This window comes from Celeribacter persicus, from assembly GCF_003050785.1.
GTDB classification, from domain to species: Bacteria; Pseudomonadota; Alphaproteobacteria; order Rhodobacterales; family Rhodobacteraceae; genus Celeribacter; species Celeribacter persicus.
This window is the reverse complement of record NZ_QAOH01000001.1, coordinates 167624-186795: the sequence shown is the minus strand read 5'-3', so window position 1 is coordinate 186795 and position 19172 is coordinate 167624. Positions and strand designations below refer to the sequence as shown.

Below are 19172 nucleotides of genomic sequence, written 5' to 3'. Positions count from 1 at the left end.
CCAAAAACAGCCGGGGCGCGCGGACAATCGCGCCCCGGTTTTTTGATGCGGTTTCATGTGAGGCCCACAGGCTCGTGACTGGTCAGGGCGTGTGCGTGGGAGTACATACAGGCTGAGGTACGACTGGGAGATGAACATGTATCGTGCAGGTCTTTCTGTTCTGGTGGCGCTGGTGCTTGCGGGTTGTGTGGAGACTACCTCTGCGCCGGTGTCTGTCCCGCCTGCCTATGAGCCGACGGAGGTGTCGCAAGGTGCGCGCTCCATGACGGTCGCCGATTTCACGCGGGTTGTTTCGCGTGTCGAGCCGGTGGCCGAACGGGAATGCCGTAACCGTACCAACGGGGCCAATTGCGATTTCAGGATCGTGGTGGAAAACGACCCGAGTGCGCCCGCCAACGCCTGGCAGACGCTGGACAAATCGGGGAGGCCGGTGCTGACCTTCACGGTTGCGTTGATCGCGGAGGTGCAGAATGCCGACGAACTGGCCTTTGTCATGGGGCATGAGGCGGCGCATCACATTTCGGGCCATATCGCGCGCAGTCAGGAGAAGGCGCTGACCGGCGCGCTTCTGGGCGGTGTGTTGATTGCCGCGATGGGGGGCGATGCCAGTGCGATCAGCAGTGCCCAGGACATCGGCGCGACCGTGGGCGCGCGCAGCTACTCGAAGAGTTATGAGCTTGAAGCCGATCAGCTTGGCACGGTGATCGCCTATAACGCGGGCTACAACCCGGTGCGCGGCGCGGCCTATTTTACCCGCATCCCCGATCCGGGAGACAAGTTTCTTGGGTCGCACCCGCCGAATGCCCAACGGATCGAGACCGTACGCCGGACCATGGCGACACTCTGATTTTACGCTGCGATAACGCTGGTTCTTCTTTGGAGCCGGGCATGGATCAGAGCAAAATGGAACAGGTTGCTCCAGAAGCACGGACGCTGCCCAAGATTCGGGGCAGTGCGGTTGTCTTGTTCGGACGTCCGGTGTGAGACTTTCGAAAAAGGCGTAAACAGCGCCTTAATTTTCGCCATGAAAGTCTCCAATCGGAGGAGAATCGGCTCGGAAACCCCTAATTGATCAGGATCAAGGTTGGTTCGGGGCCTGCGTGGTCTCTTTCCTGCGGGATGTGAAACGCATGGATCGGAGGCTGTCATGACCGGAACCAAAGGCTACGAGGCGCATGAGCGTCTGATGAACCGTATGGCGCGCACGCTTGGTGTCGATTTCGACGAGTTGATGCAACGCGGGCAATGTGACGAGGCGGTGATGGAAAACCGCGTGCATCGTTGCATGGGGTGTACCGAGCCGGAGGCCTGCGAGGTCTTTCTGGCCGGGCATGAGGACGGGGCGGAATTTGCACCGGCCTATTGCCGTAACAAGAACGATCTGGAACGCCTCGCTGCGGAGTGAGCCGTTGGAAGGAACTATGGAGGACGAGATGATGACGGATACGCTGCTGCGCCCGGGGGAGGCCTGCTTGATGCATGGCATGGCAGAACGCCTTGGTGCCGATGTGGTACGCGCCGCCGCATCCGGGGAGATCGCCCCGGAAGAGTTGTCCCGTATGGAAACAAGCTGCGCGCAATGTACGCAGCACGATGCCTGCATCCTCTGGCTGCTCGAACATCAGGGGCGGCAGGAACAAACGCCGGATTACTGCCTGAATGCGCAAAAGCTCTATTATGTGCGGGCGCTGCAAAATCAGGTGCTGGCCGCCGAGTAAGACATCGGATCAGAGATCAGAAAAGGGGCCGCGTAGGCCCCTTTTTCGTGTCTGGCATGCTCATTCGCGGGCCGCGCCGACGCCAAGTCCGCCCGTGCCGGACCCGTCCGCTGCCATGGCGGAAAAGGCCTGCATCTGGGCGCGGGTGTTGGTGCCTGCAATGTCCTCGACGGTACTCGCGACTGTGGCGCCGCTGTAGCCTGCATCTTCCAGCCGGGTCACGAGAATCTCGCCCGTGGTGTCGAAAATCGGCCCGAGTGTGGTCAGGGTTTCATCGGAAAATTTCGAGAAGGCGGCGAAGTTCGGCGGACCGCCACGGGCCTGGGTCTGATCCGGCACCAGATAGGCGCCGACGGTCAGCACCACGCCCAGAACGATGATCGCGATGGCCAGCGGGCGTTTGAAATAGGTCTTGAACGCGCGCCAGTTCAGAATGACGTGCAGCGCCACGACCACCATCATGGCAAGCCCGATGATCTCATGCATCCAGCGCCCGGCGGAGGTGATGAAATGGAAATACCAGAGCACGCCCGTGACGCCGACCATGGTGAACGTGGCGATGGTGAGCGGGGTGGCGAATTTGCGTAACGTGGACATGGCGGCCTCTCTTGCTCTTGTCTTGCCCTGTTCTACGGGCATGTGTCGCGGTTCCGTCGCTTGCCTCTGCGCTTTTCCTCGCCCATGCTCCCGCGACGGAGGAGAAAACGGGCATGAAAGAAAAAGCAATCTACACGGCGAAACGACTGGTTCTGCGTACGGTCTGGAGCCTGGAGGGGCTGCGCTATGCGTGGCGTTCGGAGCATTCGTTCCGCACCTGGGTCTGGGCCAATCTCATATCGCTTTGCGCGGCGCTTGTCTTTGATCTGAGTGGCGGGGAGCGCGGACTTGTGATTGCGCTGGGCCTGCTGATCCTGGCGGCCGAGCTTTTGAACACGGCGATCGAAGATGCGGTGGATTACATCTCGGGCGAGGAGCACCCTCTGGCGAAAACCGCCAAGGACACGGGCTCTGCCGCCGTGACCGTGACGGCGATTGCAGCGGGGGTAGCGTGGCTGGCGGTGTTGATCGGATGAACCTATAAGGTGCCATGCAGATTTATGACGGCATCATATCCGACCGTGGCTCGAAATACGCAGTCTCCGGCGGGGCTTGTGGAACCGTGGAAGAGGTGAAGGCCTTTCTCAAGGAACTGTGCCGCAAGAAGAAATTCGCGAAGGCGACGCATAACACATGGGGCGTGATCCTGCCCGATGGCCCGCCTTTGAAGAATGACGACGGCGAAAGCGGCGCGGGGATGGTGATCCTGCGCATGCTGGAGCGGGAGGGCGTCACTGGCCAGATCGTCGTGGTGACGCGCTGGTACGGCGGCAAGCATCTCGGCGGCGACCGGTTTCGCCATGTGCAGGACGCGGTGCGCTATTATCTCGACCGGATTTAGTGCTTTTCCACCGCTTCGACCGGCCCGCCCTGCATTTTCCACGCGGTAAATCCACCCGCGACATGGGCCACATTGGTGAAGCCCATCTCGATACAGGTCTGTGTGGCCAAAGCCGAGCGCCAGGCGGAGGCGCAGTAGAAGACGAACTTCTTGTCCTCGCCGAACTTGGGTTTGTAATAGGGGCTCTCCGGGTCGATCCAGAATTCCAGCATGCCGCGCGGGCAATGGAATGCGCCGGGAATACGACCTTCGCGCTCAAGCTCGCGTCGGTCGCGGAGATCGACGAATTGGACGGTGTCGTCGCGCGTGAGACGGATGGCGACCTCGGTCGGGATCGTCTCGATCACCTCATGGGCTGCGGCGAGCAGGTCTTTGTAGTTTTTGAGCATGTGGGACTCCTCTTGGGGGAGACTTCAACCGATCAGTGGGAGTGAGGTCAAGATGTCGTGGGCGCTCTCCGTTCGAACCAAGCGATGACGCCGTCATCGCTCAGCGCCTGCCCCGCCCCCACAGGGCGGGCGCTGACACGCCCACCCCTCGGGTCAGGCGCTGGGGGAAAATTTCATCGCATACTCAAGGTACATGGAAAGATCTTTTTGAGCCTTTTCCAGTTCTTCGATCTCATATTTGGAGAGTAACAAGTCAGAACCACTCTCTTCATCTTCAAGGATGATGACCCCGTCATGATTTAGTTCGTAAAAACTACCCAGTATATCACGCAGCCTCTTGCAGCTAGTGGTGCGATACTCTGCCATTTCTTTACGAAACTTTATGAACTCAATCCGAATGGTTTGAATGTAGGCGTAGAGGTGCGATGATATGTCAAATTCGGCCTCAGCGCGGGCCAAAATTTGGTCCCTGTCTGTTTTTTCGTAAGAGTTGTTGTTCTGAATTGGCAAATGAGCGATGCGTTCTTTTGAAAATGAATACTCAGGGGCGTTCTGTTCTTGAGGGCTTTTCCGAGGATCTGAACTGTAGTTAACGCTGTGAATAGGAAGCATGTTGTGCTGTGATTTATTTCTTATGTGTTCGATCAATAAAAATGAAAAGTTATTGTTTTTAAGAGCATGTCTTTTGGGGAAGCCCTGATCTCTGAAGTAGGTCGATCCAATGTCAAAGAAACAGCGTGACCAAGTGAGGGCCGACATGAGCTTTATGTTCATGTCTCGGAAAGTTTCTATCTGCTTTTCTTTTGCCCCGAACATATGCAAAAAATTTCGGAGCTTGTTTCTCTCACTCTCGAATTCCCAGTAGCACTGGATCAAGGTGGTGAACAATTCATCCACTTCGGACAATTGGCGAAGTTTTTCCAGTGTTTCCTTTATTTCTCCGTAGATAGCTTCATCTGCATCCATTTGGCAGTTCGGTCCCCAAAACAGGTCTACCTGCACGCTCTTAACCGTAACCGCCATAGTTGCTCACCCTGTTTCCATTTCCAAACCCAGCGCTCCGCACTTCCAGTGCTCCACGCGCAAACGCGGACAATCAGTCCCCCGGACTGATTGTCAGACGCGTTTGCCCCACAAATCATACTCCCCAGCCTCATCAACCTCCACAGTCACCAAATCCCCCACGCTGAGCCCCTCAGTCCCCTCATCAATAAACAGATTCCCGTCGATCTCCGGCGCATCCGCTTTCGTCCGGCACGTCGCGATGCCGTCTTCGTCGATGTCGTCCACAATGACCTGCTGAACGGTGCCGACCTTGGCTTGCAATTTTGCCTCCGAAATCACTTGGGCTTTTTCCATGAACCGCTCCCAGCGTTCCTGTTTCAACTCGGGCGCAACGTGGTCGGGCAAGGCGTTCGACCGCGCGCCCGCGACGTTTTCGTATTGGAAACATCCCACACGGTCGAGCTGCGCTTCGTCCAGCCAGTCCAAGAGGTATTGGAATTCCGCCTCCGTCTCGCCGGGGTAGCCAACGATAAAGGTGGAGCGCAGGGTGATGTCCGGGCAGACGGAGCGCCAGGCGGCAATCTCGTCGAGCACCTTGGCGGAGGCGGCAGGGCGCGCCATGCGTTTCAGGACGTCCGGGTGGCCGTGTTGGAACGGGATGTCGAGATAGGGCAGGACGGCGTTGCCTGCGTCGGCCATGAGCGGGATCAGCTCGCGGACATGGGGGTAGGGGTAGACGTAATGCAGACGGACCCAGAGGTCATCGGCGGAGCCCAATTGCCCCAGTTCGCGCGCCAGATCGGTGATGTGCGAGCGCACCTCACGGTCCTTCCACGGGAAAGCCTCATAGCGACGATCAAGACCATAGGCGGAGGTGTCCTGCGAGATCACCAGCAGCTCCTTGACGCCCGCTTCTACCAGCTTTTCCGCCTCGCGCAGCACAGCATGGACCGGGCGCGACTGGAGTTTGCCGCGCATGTCGGGGATGATGCAGAATTTGCAGGCGTGATTGCAGCCCTCCGAGATTTTCAGATAGCTGAAATGCCGGGGCGTCAGGCTCACGCCGGTGGCGGGCAACAGGTCCACGAACGGATCGGGCGAGGGCGGCACGGCGGCGTGAACGGCATCGAGCACCTGTTCGTATTGATGCGGTCCGGTGACGGCGAGAACCTTGGGGTGGACGCCGGTGATGTACTCGGGATCGGCGCCAAGGCACCCCGTGACCAAGACCTTGCCATTCTCCTGAAGCGCTTCGCCGATGGCCTCAAGGCTTTCGGCTTTGGCGCTGTCGAGAAAGCCGCAGGTGTTGACGATCACCGCATCCGCGCCGGAATAATCCGCGCTGATCTGATAGCCCTCGGCGCGCAGCCGCGTGAGGATGCGCTCGCTGTCCACAAGCGCTTTTGGACAGCCCAGAGAGACCATGCCAATGGTCGGCTGGCCGTCACGGCGGGCGGCATCGAAGACGGGCTTCGGGGCAAGGTCGGGGCGGAGATTTGGCGGGTTCTGGCTCATGGGCCGCGATATACTCCGAAAGACCGGACCGGGAAAGCCCTCAGAAGAGGGGGCGGTTTGCTCCGGACTTGCTGCGTCGCGGCGGAAAATGTCGTCGCCGGATTTAAAATATTCGCATAGGTTGATGGAGATCACAGACGCGTGATCCCATAATTTTTAGCACAGACCCGCGGTGCGCGGGTTCGGGCGCGACCGCAGCGTTGGAGGAGGCGCGGCATCTCCCGAAAAAAACCTTGGAGGATAAAGATGTTCAGGATGGAACACACCCGCGTTGCGGGACCGGTCGTCTTTTGCCTTGCCGCCAGCATGTTGCCGCAAGGGGCGTCGGCCACGGAAGGATATTTTGCACTGGGCTACAGTCCGGCGGCGCGCGGCGTCGCGGGCGCGGGCGTAGCCTATTCTCAGGACGCCATGTCGGGGGCGATCAACCCGGCCTCGGTTGCTACGGTCGGGCGCGAGTTGAGCTTTGGCTTTCAGACCTTTTCTCCTTCGCGCGGCTATACCGGCACGGGGACGGGGTTCATCGTGGCTGGCGAGGTCAATTCGGGCAAGGAATTCTTCCCGGTGCCGAACGCGGCCTATAACCTGCCGCTGTCGAATGGCGCGGTCGTGAACTTCGCCGCTTATGGCAACGGAGGCATGAACACCTCCTATCCGGATGTGACCAATTCCACAGCCTTTTGCATGGGCGGCACAGGGGTCTATTGCGGAGGCGAGGCGGGAGTCGATCTGACCCAGCTTTTCGTCTCCGTGACTTATGCGCAGAAGATGGGGCGGTTTTCTTACGGTATCGCGCCGACCTTGGCGGTGCAGGCGTTCGAGGCCAAGGGGCTTGTGGCCTTCTCTTCCATGTCGGTCGATAGCACGGCGCTGAGCAACAACGGGCTGGATTTCTCCTACGGGCTGGGGCTCAGACTCGGGATGCAATATGAACTGAGCGATCAACTGACACTCGGCATCGCGGCACAGACGAAGTTCGATATGTCGGAATTCGACGATTACGCGGGGCTTTTCGAGGGTGGTGGGGATTTCGATATTCCGGCGTCCGTCACCATCGGGCTGGCGTATGAGCCGCGCGCCGATCTGGTGTTTCTGTTCGATTACCAGAAGATTTTCTATTCTGACGTGCCCGCCGTGGGCAATGCCGCGGATGCGGGCCAACTCGGAGCCGATGGTGGTGCGGGCTTTGGCTGGGAGGATGTCGAGGTGATCCGTCTGGGCGCCGAGTGGAAATCCTCGCCGGAGATGACTTGGCGGGTGGGCTATGCTCATGCGACCAACCCGATCGGTTCCGAAGACGTGACCTTCGGCATTCTCGCCCCGGGTGTGGTGGAGGATCATTTCTCCTTCGGCGGCTCGCGCCAGATCAACGCCCGCGACCGGATCGACTTTTCAATCTCCTATGTGCCGGAAAATACGGTTTCCGGACCGATCCCGGTGGCCAACGGTGGCGGCACGGCGGAGCTTGAGATGAACCAACTCTCGGCTTCCATCGGCTGGACACGCAGCTTCTGATCGCGCTCGGAGAAAGCCCCTTCGGGGGCTATCCGCCTGCTCGCACAGTCTTTGTGCAACGGCTTCGGATGTGTCGGGGAGCAAGATCGAGTAGGATGGTGGCAACCTTCCGTCACACAGGTCGCGCCATGCTCACCAACACAGCCACCCGCTACGGCGCACTTGCGCGCTTTTTTCATTGGGCCATCGCTCTTCTGATCCTCAGCGACATTGCGCTTGGGCTGATCGGAGAGAACACCCCGCGTAGCGCCGACACCGCTGCCGGGCTCCAGACGCTCTATTCGGTACACAAAACCATCGGCGTGGCCGTGCTCGGCCTTGCCGTGCTGCGCATCCTGTGGGCGATCTTGCAGCCGAAACCCGTGCCAGTGCACCCCGAGCGCAAGGCGGAGACGCTTCTGGCGGAGACGATCCACTGGATGCTTTACGGTGCAATCCTGATCATGCCGCTTTCGGGCTGGGTGATGCATTCGGCGGAGACTGGTTTCGCGCCGATTCTCTGGCCCTTCGGACAAAACCTGCCCTTTGTGCCGAAATCCGAGGATGTGGCGCATATGGCGGGGGCCGTGCATGGGTTGTCCGCGCTGGTGATCTATGCTGCGGTGGCGCTGCATGTCGCGGGGGCTTTGAAACATGCGCTGATCGAGCGTGACGGTGTGCTTTCTCGGATGCTCACCGGACGTGAGGCGGGGATTGCGGGTGCGGCGCATGGCTCTGTGCTGCCGCCCGTACTCGCCGCCGTGCTCTGGATCGCGGTTGTGGCCTTTCCTTTTGTTATGCCCGCGCCTGAGCGTCCCGAAGGCATAGGCGCGCCGATGGAACAGGCGCAGGTCAGTTCCGATTTGCCGGTCTGGGCGGTGGATCAGGGTAGCCTGACCATCACGGTTACGCAGATGGGCACACCGGTCGAGGGCAGCTTTGCCAACTGGACGGCTGCCATTGCTTATGACGAAGAGACCGGCACCGGCGAGGTGACGGTTAACATCGACACCACGTCGCTCACGCTCGGTTCGGTGACGCAGCAGGCCAAGGGACCGGAGTTCTTCAACACCGAGACCTATGCGACGGCGGTTTTCACGGGAGAGATTTCCCGGTTCGACGGCACATCGCATGAAGCCGTGGGGGCGCTGACGCTGGTCGGGCAGGAGGTGCCTGTGACGCTGGTCTTCGATCTCATCGTGGAAGGCGACACCGCGACGATGACCGGGACGGCCACTCTGGACCGGCGCGATTTCGGTATGGGCGCGGGTTATGCGGATGAGGGCACGGTCGGCTTTGCGGTGGGGGTGGCAACCGCATTGACGGCCACACGACAATAAGGCCAGGCTTTAGTGGAAAAAAAAGAAGGCCGCCGGATCGCTCCGGCGGCCTCTTTGGCTCCCTCATCGGAGGTATTATTCGGCCAGCATCGCTTCGATGGAGATCTCGATTTCCACCTCGTCGGAGATGTAGGGGGCGTACATACCCATGTCGAAGTCGGAGCGCAGCACACTCAACTCTCCGTCGAAACCGACCCAGGGCTTGTTCATCATCGGATGATCGCCCTTCTGGGTCATCTCGGCCTCGATGGTGACGGATTTGGTGATGCCATTGATGGTCAGATCGCCGGTGATCAGGCCTTCGTCTTCATCCTCGACGGTGATCGAGGTGGATTTGAAGGAAATGGTCGGGTTTTCTTCCGCGCCGAAGAAGTCGCCGGTCAGGAAGTGTGCGGTACGCTCGGCCCAGCCCGTGTAGAGGCTGTCGGTCGGGAAGGACACTTCGACGGAGGAGTTTGCCGGGTCGACCTCATCGAACATGATCGTGCCGTCGAAACCGGAGAACATGCCGGTGGTGGTGGAGTAACCGAGGTGTTCGTAGGTGAAGACGATCTGGCTGTGCGAGGCGTCGAGGACGTATTTCACCGGTTCAGCGGTGGCAGCGGTCGCGCCGAGGATCAGTGCGGAGGTCAGAAGCAGGTGTTTCATATCAAAGCTCTCTTGGACAGTGCGGGTTTGAAGATGGCGTAAGGCTATCGTTTGCGGTGCCCGTGTCAAATTCCGCAGCGTCAAACAGAGTCTGTGCGCAAAGAAACACGCATCTGCAAAAATGTGCTAATATTGTGTGAAAATCGTCCGACATGCTCTGTTCAATGACAGCTTTGCGATATCAATGTCTGTGCAATGTCCATCCACTCATCGACTTTCGAGACCTTGTCCTTCGCACCGTGATATGTGTTGTAGATGGTTTTCATGGCAGGTATGCCCCCCGCGCTTCTTCCATCTGGCTTTGCGTGACCCAGAAATCGTTAGTCGCACTCTCAAGCAGGCGCAGCGCGGTTTCGACCTGGTTAACAGGCGGTGAAGACATCTCCGCCGAGATCGGCCTGCCGCGCCTTGTTGAGGCGGCTGCCAGCTTCGTTCTTTTGATTGATGCCTTTGTTGTAACTGTCGATGCCGTGGTTGATCGACCATTCGCAATCGGCAAGGGCCGGGGTGGCGAGGATCAGGGCGAGGGCGGTGAGGGGAAGAATATGGGGCATGAAGCTCTGGGAAACCTCTTGGCAAGATCATGAGGCCAGAGGTCTTCACCGAATTTCTCGGGTCAACAGGAAAGAACTCCTTGAGCACCCATGCGCGCGTGTTTCATGTTATGTGCTCGAAAATCAGTGAAAACTGGCGATGGAACAAACCAGAATCGCGACGATCAGCCAACGTGCGGTCAGCACGAAGCGCTTCGGCGCCATGTTCTTCAACAGGTTGAAACGCAGCACGTTCAAGAGCACCAGAAGCGCCACGAAGACCAACTTGAGCACGAACCACCAGGAATGGAGATAAATCAGCCCGGTTGCGCCGCCGATCCCGGCCATGATCAGCCCAGTTGCGACCAGACCGCCCAGTCCCCAGAGCCCATATTGGCCGATGGACTTGGCGAGCCCCATGAGCGCGGGCTTCTGCGCCGCCGGGGTCACAGGCATGCGTGCCAGCACGAGCCCCATGATCACATTGGCGCCCGCACCGACGATGAGCGAGAGAATGTGCAGGAAAAAGAGAGCTTTAAGAAGGAAAATCATAAAGCTCTCCTGATCTGATGCGGATCAGCGACGACGGTCGCGGCGCGAGGACATCGGCTGGAACGCCACCCCCACATGCGCCTCGCAATAGGGTTTGCCCGGCACGGAGGGAAGACCGCAGAACCAGAAATCGTCGGTTGCAGGGTCGCCGATCGGCCATTTGCAGGTCTTCTCGGTGAGTTCCATGACGGTGAGACGCTTGGCTTTCTTTTCGACCTCATTGACCTTGGCCAACGCTTCGGCGGGGATCTCGTTGGTCGAGGGCTGCGGCGGCAGGGGCTGACCGGCCGGGATGATCTGGCGACGGGCGGGCACGGCAGGTTTCGGGGCGGCCTCGGTGCCACTGTCCTGAACTGTCGGCTGCGATGCAGGCTTCGGTTTGGTTTCCACTTTCGGCTTGGTGGCGGGTTTGGCTTTCGGTTGGGCGGCGGCGGGTTTGGCGGTCGGGGTGGCGCCGGCGCCTGCCCGGTTCGACAGGCCGAGACGATGCACCTTGCCGATCACGGCGTTGCGCGTCACGCCGCCAAGTTCCTTGGCGATCTGCGAGGCGGATTGACCCTCGCCCCACATTTTCTTTAACAGTTCGACGCGCTCATCGGTCCAGGACATGGTTCTTCCTTCGGTTGTCATCGGGCCTGTGGTTGTCTTTGGCGCGGCCCCGCACCACAAAAACGATCCTGCACAGGGCTTTTGCAGTGCAGGACGCTTGAGATTTCTGTCTGCCCCCTATTTTAAGCACCACGCTTGCGGTTACAAGCGGGCGCGCGGGGAAAACCGCAGACAGGGGTCTATAGCAGGAGAGCGCGACAATGGAAATGGCTCAAAATGAGGGACAGATGGGTGTGCGGCGCTTTGGCCGGGTCAACTGGCTCGGACTTTACACGCTCATGGGGCGCGAGATTTCACGGTTTCTGGCGGTCTGGACCCAGACGCTTCTGGCGCCTCTGGTGACGGCGGGACTGTTCCTGACCATCTTTACGCTGGCCATTGGCCCGTCGCGCGGCGATGTGATGGGGGTGCCCTTCGTGCATTTCCTTGCGCCGGGCATCCTGACCATGACGGTGATCCAGAACGCCTTTGCCAATACCTCCTCCTCGATCATGATTTCGAAGGTACAGGGCAATATTGTCGACACGCTGATGCCGCCGCTTGCCCCGTTCGAGTTGGTCATCGGCTATCTGTCGGGCGGCGCGGCGCGTGGCATGTTCGTGGCGGTCGCGATCTGGGCGGTGATGGCGGTTTTCGTGGGTCTGCCGCTTCACCATCCGTTTTTCGCTATCGCTTTCGTGCTTTTGGGGGCGCTGTTTATTGGTGGGCTAGGGGTGTTGGCGGGGATCGTGTCGCAGAAATTCGACCATATGGCCGCGATCACCAATTTCATCATCACGCCGCTGTCCTTCCTGTCGGGCACCTTCTATTCCGTGGAGACCCTGCCACAGTGGTTCAAGGTTCTGACCCACCTGAATCCGGTGTTCTACCTGATCGACGGGGTGCGGTATGGCATCATCGGCACCTCGGACAGCTCGCCCTGGATCGGGCTGTCGGTGATGATTGTTGTGACCTCCGCGGTGGTGTTCATCGACTGGTTGTTCTTCAAACGTGGCACGAAATTGAAATCCTGAGCCGAAAACCCGAAACCGGCCCCATTCTCGCCGGATTTGGACGTTATCAATCCCGGCAAGTGATACTTGCCGTGGTTTTTCGATGCGTTTTCTGTGCTTTCTCGCCCTGTGCCTTGTCCCGTTGGTGTCTCATGCCGCCGACAGTCTGCCGTCCGAACTCGATAGCGCGGACCGCCGTGCCGAACTGATCGGATGGGAGGGCGTCGGACGGCTCGATATGGCAGGAGAGGGCACCTGCTCCGGGGCGCTGATCGCCGCCGATCTGGTGTTGACGGCGGCGCATTGCGTGGTGGACGATGCGAACCGTCCGCTCAAGCCGGAGAACATTCTATTCCGTGCCGGGCTCAGGAACGGGGAATTCATCGCCGCCTCCCGTGGACTGAGTGTTGCGGTGACGCCCGGCTATGACGTGCGTGGCGATATCACGGACACTAGCATTCGACGTGATGTGGCGCTGATCAAGCTCGCCTCGCCAATCCCCTCGGCCCTGGCGCGGCCTTTTGCGGTGCATCGCGGCTCGAAACCGCGTGGCGAACTGATGGTCGCCTCTTACGGGCGCGGGCGTAATGCGGTGCTGTCGATCCAGCGTGAGTGCCATGTGCTCGACTATTCGAGCGATATATACACCTTCGATTGCGATATTACCTTCGGTTCCTCGGGCGCGCCGGTCTTTGCCTATGACGGGGTGCGGCCCGCGATCGTCTCTGTGGTCTCGGCGGGCGGTACGCGGGAGGGACGCAAGGTCGGGTTCGGCATGTCGCTTCTCGACCGGATTGACGCGCTCAAACGCCAGATCGCTCTGGGAGCGCCTCAGGTCGCGACCAAACCCGTGGTGGTGAAGCGTATCGGAGTGGGGGACAGTGCAAGCAGCTCCAAAGCCGGCAATTCCAAATTCCTGCGACCCTGATCCGGCACTTTATCGGCGTTTTCGTTTCTCCGGTTTTCCCTTGGCGGGCAAGTTGATAGAGATGGGCAACCCGATCGCGCGCCAATCCCGCAAATGAGTGCCCATGTTTGATTTCGACCCGACCGATTTGCCGCCCGTTGTCCAAACGACTCTCGACTATGCCGCGCAAGGCAAGGAGCTGGCGCTGAGTTGGCTTTTGAGCCCTGCGGCCTGGTCGCAATTCGCGCTCTTGATCCTCGCCTATCTGGCGGCACGTTTCGTAAGCAAACGGTTCGTGCCGAGGCTTGAGGTCTGGCTGCGTCCGGCTGAGGGCGCGACGGGGCTGTTGTCCGAGGCGCGGGGCTTCATTGCGCTGTTTTTGCCGCTGTCTCTGGCGCTTCTGGCTTATCTTTTCACCGGGATCGGCGAGGCAGTGACGCGGTCGATCTTTGGCTCCGGTGCGGTGATTGCGTTGGGCAAGCGGGTCTTTCTGCTTCTGGCGGCGCAGGCGCTGGTCAAGGACATCATCCGCGATCCTTTCCTCAAACTCTTGGGGAAATACGTTCTTTTGCCGGTCATGGGGCTTTATGTCCTGGGACTTCTGGGGCCGGTCGAGACCTGGCTGGCGGTCACCGAGGTTGGGGCCGGGAACATTCGCTTTTCTCTCATGTCCCTTGTGCGGGGGCTGATCGCGGGGGTGCTTTTGTTCTGGTTTGGGCGTTGGTCCACCGGACGATCGCGCAGTTATATCGGCAAGCAGGAAGAACTGCGCCCGGCGACCCGTGAGCTGGCGGTGAAAGCTTCCGAAGTGTTCATCTTCGGCGTGGGCTTTCTCTTGCTGATGAACATCATGGGGATCAACCTGTCGGCGCTGGCTGTTTTGGGTGGTGCAATCGGTGTGGGGCTTGGCTTCGGCCTTCAGAAGATCGCGTCGAATTTCATCTCCGGCATCATCCTCCTGCTCGAAGGTCAGGCGACCGTGGGTGATTATGTCGAACTCGATGGCGGCGAGGCCGGGACCATCGTCAAAATGACCGCGCGTGCGGCGATCCTTGAGACTTATGATGGCAAATGGATCGTGGTGCCCAATGAGGATTTTATCACCACGCGGGTGGTGAACTATTCCGACAGTGGCTCGGCCAATCGCTATGAGGCGCCGTTTTCGGTCTCTTACGACACCGACATCAACAAGGTGCCTTCGATCATCGAAGCGGCGGTCGCACAGCTCGATTTCGTGCTGTCCGAACCGGACGGCCCCGATTGCGAGCTGCGCGGGTTTGGCGACAGTGGCGTGGATTTCTGTGTCGAATTCTGGGTCAACGGCATCGACGATGGCCGCAACAAGTTTACCCCCAAGGTGCTGTTCGCGATCTGGAATGCGCTCAAAGACAATGGGATCGAGATCCCCTATCCGCATCGTGTGGTGGAGATCAAAGGCGCGGACCTCAAACTGTCCGGGCAGGGGGCCGAAACTCTTTGACAGGGCGAAGGCTCTGGAGTACATGCGCTTTTATGAACATGACCCAATCATATGCCTTGATTGCCCGACGTCGACGCTGATGCGTCCCTGACGTCCGTTCATCTGTGCCCAAGGCGTGATCCGCGAGGCACAGAACGCGCCAAACCGGCGCAATCCTTTAAAATACATCCCCCAACCGTTGACAGGCCCGCTGGCTTTCGCCACCCATGAGGCCTCTCTTTTCCAGAGGAACCAAACGATGATTTCTACCGTTCTGCCGACCTATAACCGGGCTCCGCTGTCCTTCGTCAAAGGCGAAGGCTCCTGGCTTTATGAGGCGGACGGTCGACGCTTTCTCGATCTGGGTGCGGGAATCGCGGTGAACACGCTGGGCCACGCCAACCCGGAACTGGCGCAGGTGCTCAAGGATCAGGCGGACAGGCTCTGGCATGTGTCGAACCTCTACAAGATCCCGGCGCAGGAACAACTTGCCGACAAGCTCACTGAGCTGACCTTTGCCGACACCTGTTTCTTTACCAACTCCGGCACCGAAGCGGCGGAACTCGCGATCAAGATGGCGCGGAAATACTGGTACGAGAAGAGCCAGCCCGAAAAGATCGAGATCATCACCTTCGCGGGTTGTTTTCATGGCCGTTCCTCGGCGGCGATTGCCGCGTCCGGTTCAGAGAAGATGGTCAAGGGCTTCGGTCCGGTGCTTGAGGGCTTCGTGCATCTGCCCTTCGGTGAGTGGGACAGCGTGGCCGAGCATGTGACCGATAAAACTGCCGCGATCCTGATCGAGCCGGTGCAGGGCGAGGGCGGCATTCGTGTGGTGCCCGACGAGGCGCTCAGGCTTCTGCGTCAGATTGCCGATGAGAAAGGCTGCCTGTTGATCTTCGATGAGGTGCAATGCGGGGTCGCGCGCACCGGGAAACTTTTTGCCCATGAATATGCCGGAGTGACGCCGGACATCATGATGATTGCCAAGGGCATCGGCGGGGGCTTCCCGCTTGGTGCGGTGCTCGCGACCGAAGACGCGGCGTCGGGCATGACGGCGGGGACCCATGGCTCGACCTATGGTGGCAACCCGCTGGGCTGCGCCATCGGGCTCAAGGTGCTATCCATTGTTTCCGATCCGGCTTTCCTCGCCGAGCTGAACCGCAAGGCGGGGCTGTTCCGGCAAAAGCTCGAACAACTGGTCGCCGCGCATCCCGACATCTTCGAAGAGGTGCGGGGCGAGGGTCTTATGCTTGGCCTCAAATGCAAGATTGGGCCCGCCGATCTGGTGGCGAAGGGCTATGCGCAGGGCGTGCTGACCGTGCCTGCCGCCGACAACGTGGTGCGGCTTCTGCCTGCGCTGAATATTTCCGACGAAGAGATCGCGGAGGCCGTGTCGCGGATTGATGCTGCCGCGAGCGCACTCTGAAAGACGAAGAGAACAGACCTATGAACCACTTCCTCGACATTCACAAAACAGACGCCAAAGACCTTCACCGGATCATCGAGACCGCTAAGCTTACCAAGAACGCGCGGCACGACAAACCGAAGGCGGCTTTGGACGCGGAACTGCCGCTCAAGGACAAGATGGTGGCGCTGATCTTCGAGAAACCCTCGACCCGGACGCGCGTGTCTTTCGACGTCGGCGTGCGTCAGATGGGCGGTCAGACCATGGTGCTCTCGGGTGCCGATATGCAGCTTGGCCACGGTGAGACCATCGCCGATACCGCCCGCGTGCTGTCGCGCTACGTGGACATGATCATGATCCGGACCTTCGAGGAGCAGACGCTTCTGGAGATGGCGGAATATGCCTCCGTGCCGGTGATCAACGGGCTCACGAACCGCACGCATCCCTGTCAGATCATGGCCGATATTCTGACCTATGAGGAGCATCGCGGACCGATCAAAGGGAAGAAAGTGGTGTGGCTCGGTGACGGCAACAATGTCTGTGCCTCTTTCATCCATGCGGCCGGTCAGTTCGAGTTCGATATGACTTTCGCGGGGCCCGAGCCTCTGGACCCGGAAATGGGCTTTGTCGAAGAGGCCCGCGCCAAAGGCTCGTCTGTCGAGATCGTGCGCGATGCCGAAGAGGCGGTCGTGGGGGCCGATTTGATCGTCACCGACACTTGGGTTTCGATGCACGATCCGGCTTCTGCCCGCGAACGCCGCCACAACCAACTCCGTCCCTACCGGGTGGATCGTCGGCTGATGGCGATGGCGAACCCGGACGCACTGTTCATGCATTGTCTTCCGGCGCACCGGGGCGACGAGGTCACGAACTCGGTGATGGACGGGCCGCAATCGGTGATTTTCGACGAGGCGGAAAATCGGCTGCACGCCCAGAAAGCGATCATGCGGTGGTGTGTCGAGTGAGTATTTGACGCAGCAATGAATCTGCAGAAAAAGAAGGGCGCCCGATCTGGCGCCCTTTTGTTTTGGAGAGGGGCGGCGGGTCAGCCCGCCAGATGCGACAGGAACCAGAACACCACGGCGGACATCGTGGCGGCGGCGGGCACGGTGATGACCCAAGCCGCGACGATTGTCATGAAATGACTACGGCGCACGAGCTTGCGGCGGCGGCGTTCCTCGGCGGCGATCCGTTTGATGCTGCTCTTGCGCGCGGTCTCGTCGAGCCGTTTCTCGTGATACCATTCGCGGAAGAAGCCGACGCCGAACACACCGCCCACCGCGATATGGGTGGAGGAGACGGGCAGACCGAGCCAGCTTGCCACGATCACCGTGATGGCGGCGGAAAGCGCCACGCAATAGGCGCGCATCGGGTTAAGTTTGGTGATCTGGCTGCCCACCATGCGGATGAGTTTCGGGCCGAAGAGGATGAGACCAAATGAAATCCCCAGGGCGCCGATCACCATCACCCAATGCGGGATGTTGACGCTTCCGGAGAAAGCGCCCTCGGCATTGGCATGTACAATGGCGGCGAGCGGACCGACGGCGTTGGCGACGTCATTGGCGCCATGGGCAAAGGAGAGAAGGGCGGCGGAGATCACCAGCGGCAGGCCGAACAGCGCCTTCAACGATTTGTTGCGGTTTTCCAGCCCTTGTGACTGACGTCGTACCAGAGGGGCGGAGCCGACATAGGAAAGAGCGCCCACCGCGAGACCGATCAGAAGCGCGCTCAAAAGGTCAATGCGGACGATCTTGTTCAGGCCCTTGACGGCGAGATAGGTGGCAAAGGTGCCCATCATGATGCCGATCAGCACCGGAACCCAGACACGGGCGGCGGCGATTTTGTCCGGTTGGTAGATGATACGTGCCTTGATGAACCACAGAAAGCCCGCAGCGATCACCCCGCCCAGAAGCGGCGAGATCACCCAGCTTGCGGCGATCGTGCCCATGGAGGCCCAGTTGACGGTGCCGAACCCCGCCGCCGCGATACCGGCGCCCATCACGCCGCCAACAACGGCATGGGTGGTGGAGACGGGCGCGCCGATCCATGTGGCAAGGTTCACCCAGAGCGCGGAGGACAGAAGGGCCGCCATCATCGCCCAGATGAAAATCCGTGTGTCGGCCATGGCGGTGGGGTCGATGATGCCCTTGGAAATGGTCGATACCACATCCCCGCCCGCGAGAAGCGCGCCCGCGCTCTCGAACAGGGCGGCGATAACGATGGCCCCGCCCATGGTCAACGCGTTCGCGCCCACGGCGGGTCCCATATTGTTCGCGACATCGTTGGCGCCGATGTTGATCGCCATATAGGCCCCGAGAGCGGCGGCGGCGATCACCAGAGCCGAGCCGGGTTGACCGCCGAACAGGAAGGCGGCAAGAAGACCCGCGACGATGATGAAGGCCAGCGCCACACCGAGGCCCACCATGGGGCGGGCGATATGGAACGTGGCCGACTCGAACTGGGTGATCCGGTTCAGGTCCTTGTCCAGTGTTTTCCACTGTTTTCCGTGATCTTCCGTCTTCGACATCGACGCTCCGCTCTGTCATAAAACTGTTACAAGCGGCGCAGCGCTACCGTGCCCGGCCCTGCATTGCAAGCCTTTCGGAGTGGTTCCGGGGGAGACGTGGGTGGTCAGAAGCCGAGAAGCAGGTCTTTGAGTTCCGGTTCCTCGACCAGAGCGGCGGCCTGTTTCGGGCTCATCCAGCTACGTTTGCGCTGGCCCTTCTCGGGGAAGTCGCCCTCAAGATGATCGACCTCGATCGGATAGACTGTGGTCTCCACCGGCGCGGGCAAGCCGTTGTCGAGCTTCTTGATGTAGTGATAGAGGCCCACCGGTTCGCGTTTGACCCGTGCCGGTTTCACGCCCGCCTCTTCCCAGGCCTCCTGTGCCGCCGTGCCTGCCCCGTCGAGCCCGTCGATGGGCCAGCCTTTCGGGATGATCCAGCGTCCAGTATCGCGTGAGGTGATCAGGAGCACTTCCTTGCCCTTCTTGCCCTTGCGCCAGCACAGCGCTGCGGATTGCACGCGGTCGGGCCGGCGCAGCAGCGGGTCGAAGACGCCCGTCCAAGCGGATTTGAGCAGGGTTGCCATGAGGTGGGTTTGTGCCTGTTATGTCTATATTGCGTATATACATAGGGCGAGTTTTCGGGAATTGCAAGATTTCTTGGG

Annotated in this window: 22 protein-coding genes; 12 read left to right on the top strand and 10 right to left on the bottom strand. The window is 60.0% G+C overall.

Features of this window, described 5'->3' with window-relative positions:
• Positions 1-136: 136 nt before the first annotated feature.
• The 3 genes from C8N42_RS01020 (at position 137) to C8N42_RS01010 (ending at position 1718) form a co-directional block, all read left to right on the top strand.
• Positions 137-847 carry a M48 family metallopeptidase gene (locus tag C8N42_RS01020; protein WP_107815042.1) on the top strand — a complete coding sequence of 237 codons (711 nt, stop codon included), beginning with the start codon at positions 137-139 and terminating at the stop codon, positions 845-847.
• A 300-nt stretch (positions 848-1147) separates the two neighbouring features.
• Positions 1148-1405, top strand: coding sequence for a DUF6455 family protein (locus tag C8N42_RS01015; RefSeq protein WP_107814681.1), 258 nt, complete (start codon positions 1148-1150; stop codon positions 1403-1405).
• A gap of 28 nt (positions 1406-1433) precedes the next feature.
• On the top strand, positions 1434-1718 hold the full coding sequence (locus C8N42_RS01010) for a DUF6455 family protein (RefSeq protein WP_146168229.1): 285 nt from the start codon (positions 1434-1436) through the stop codon (positions 1716-1718).
• Between the two features lie 60 nt (positions 1719-1778).
• On the opposite strand, the gene C8N42_RS01005 is transcribed toward C8N42_RS01010, so the two are convergent.
• On the bottom strand, positions 1779-2315 hold the full coding sequence (locus C8N42_RS01005) for a DUF4405 domain-containing protein (protein WP_170109151.1): 537 nt from the start codon (positions 2313-2315) through the stop codon (positions 1779-1781).
• Positions 2316-2428: 113 nt separating this feature from the next.
• Here C8N42_RS01005 and C8N42_RS01000 point away from each other — a divergent pair, with 113 nt between their 5' ends.
• Both C8N42_RS01000 and C8N42_RS00995 read left to right on the top strand, forming a co-directional pair.
• Positions 2429-2791, top strand: a complete 363-nt coding sequence (locus C8N42_RS01000) for a diacylglycerol kinase (protein WP_107814678.1) — start codon at positions 2429-2431, stop codon at positions 2789-2791.
• A gap of 14 nt (positions 2792-2805) precedes the next feature.
• A complete protein-coding gene (locus C8N42_RS00995; RefSeq protein WP_107814677.1) occupies positions 2806-3156 on the top strand; it encodes a YigZ family protein in 351 nt (116 codons plus the stop codon).
• On the opposite strand, the gene C8N42_RS00990 is transcribed toward C8N42_RS00995, so the two are convergent.
• The 3 genes from C8N42_RS00990 to rimO all read right to left on the bottom strand — a co-directional run bounded on the left by C8N42_RS00990 (position 3153) and on the right by rimO (position 6065).
• Complete coding sequence (locus C8N42_RS00990; RefSeq protein WP_107814676.1) at positions 3153-3545, bottom strand: rhodanese-like domain-containing protein; 393 nt, start codon at positions 3543-3545, stop codon at positions 3153-3155. The genes C8N42_RS00995 and C8N42_RS00990 overlap by 4 nt on opposite strands.
• A 153-nt stretch (positions 3546-3698) precedes the next feature.
• Positions 3699-4568 (bottom strand): hypothetical protein, encoded by an 870-nt coding sequence (locus C8N42_RS00985; protein ID WP_107814675.1) that lies wholly within the window; start codon positions 4566-4568, stop codon positions 3699-3701.
• A gap of 93 nt (positions 4569-4661) precedes the next feature.
• On the bottom strand, positions 4662-6065 hold the full coding sequence (gene rimO / locus C8N42_RS00980) for a 30S ribosomal protein S12 methylthiotransferase RimO (RefSeq protein ID WP_107814674.1): 1404 nt from the start codon (positions 6063-6065) through the stop codon (positions 4662-4664).
• A 255-nt stretch (positions 6066-6320) separates the two neighbouring features.
• Between rimO and C8N42_RS00975 the strand changes: the two genes are divergently transcribed.
• Together C8N42_RS00975 and C8N42_RS00970 are read left to right on the top strand one after the other, a co-directional pair.
• Positions 6321-7580, top strand: a complete 1260-nt coding sequence (locus tag C8N42_RS00975; RefSeq protein WP_245889928.1) for an OmpP1/FadL family transporter — start codon at positions 6321-6323, stop codon at positions 7578-7580.
• A 128-nt stretch (positions 7581-7708) separates the two neighbouring features.
• A complete protein-coding gene (locus tag C8N42_RS00970) occupies positions 7709-8899 on the top strand; it encodes a cytochrome b/b6 domain-containing protein (protein WP_107815041.1) in 1191 nt (396 codons plus the stop codon).
• A gap of 75 nt (positions 8900-8974) precedes the next feature.
• Here C8N42_RS00970 and C8N42_RS00965 read toward each other — a convergent pair whose 3' ends face one another.
• From C8N42_RS00965 to C8N42_RS00950, 4 genes are all read right to left on the bottom strand, one after another.
• Complete coding sequence (locus C8N42_RS00965; protein WP_107814672.1) at positions 8975-9547, bottom strand: YceI family protein; 573 nt, start codon at positions 9545-9547, stop codon at positions 8975-8977.
• 362 nt (positions 9548-9909) lie between these two features.
• Entirely contained in the window at positions 9910-10101 is a 192-nt protein-coding gene (locus C8N42_RS00960) for a hypothetical protein (protein ID WP_107814671.1), read from the bottom strand.
• 123 nt (positions 10102-10224) lie between these two features.
• Positions 10225-10632, bottom strand: coding sequence for a hypothetical protein (locus tag C8N42_RS00955; protein WP_107814670.1), 408 nt, complete (start codon positions 10630-10632; stop codon positions 10225-10227).
• 24 nt (positions 10633-10656) lie between these two features.
• On the bottom strand, positions 10657-11241 hold the full coding sequence (locus tag C8N42_RS00950) for a GcrA family cell cycle regulator (protein ID WP_107814669.1): 585 nt from the start codon (positions 11239-11241) through the stop codon (positions 10657-10659).
• Positions 11242-11441: 200 nt separating this feature from the next.
• On the opposite strand from C8N42_RS00950, the gene C8N42_RS00945 reads away from it, so the two are divergent.
• The 5 genes from C8N42_RS00945 (at position 11442) to argF (ending at position 16969) form a co-directional block, all read left to right on the top strand.
• The gene (locus tag C8N42_RS00945) at positions 11442-12254 is read left to right on the top strand and encodes an ABC transporter permease (RefSeq protein ID WP_107814668.1); all 813 of its coding nucleotides are present in this window, start codon (positions 11442-11444) and stop codon (positions 12252-12254) included.
• Positions 12255-12336: 82 nt separating this feature from the next.
• The gene (locus tag C8N42_RS00940) at positions 12337-13161 is read left to right on the top strand and encodes a trypsin-like serine peptidase (RefSeq protein WP_107814667.1); all 825 of its coding nucleotides are present in this window, start codon (positions 12337-12339) and stop codon (positions 13159-13161) included.
• Between the two features lie 103 nt (positions 13162-13264).
• Positions 13265-14620 carry a mechanosensitive ion channel family protein gene (locus tag C8N42_RS00935; RefSeq protein WP_107814666.1) on the top strand — a complete coding sequence of 452 codons (1356 nt, stop codon included), beginning with the start codon at positions 13265-13267 and terminating at the stop codon, positions 14618-14620.
• Between the two features lie 238 nt (positions 14621-14858).
• Entirely contained in the window at positions 14859-16025 is a 1167-nt protein-coding gene (locus C8N42_RS00930) for an aspartate aminotransferase family protein (RefSeq protein ID WP_107814665.1), read from the top strand.
• 20 nt (positions 16026-16045) lie between these two features.
• Positions 16046-16969, top strand: coding sequence for an ornithine carbamoyltransferase (argF, locus tag C8N42_RS00925; RefSeq protein WP_107814664.1), 924 nt, complete (start codon positions 16046-16048; stop codon positions 16967-16969).
• A gap of 80 nt (positions 16970-17049) precedes the next feature.
• On the opposite strand, the gene C8N42_RS00920 is transcribed toward argF, so the two are convergent.
• A complete protein-coding gene (locus C8N42_RS00920) occupies positions 17050-18531 on the bottom strand; it encodes an inorganic phosphate transporter (RefSeq protein WP_107814663.1) in 1482 nt (493 codons plus the stop codon).
• 104 nt (positions 18532-18635) lie between these two features.
• A complete protein-coding gene (locus C8N42_RS00915; protein WP_107814662.1) occupies positions 18636-19094 on the bottom strand; it encodes an NUDIX hydrolase in 459 nt (152 codons plus the stop codon).
• Positions 19095-19172 lie beyond the last annotated feature (78 nt).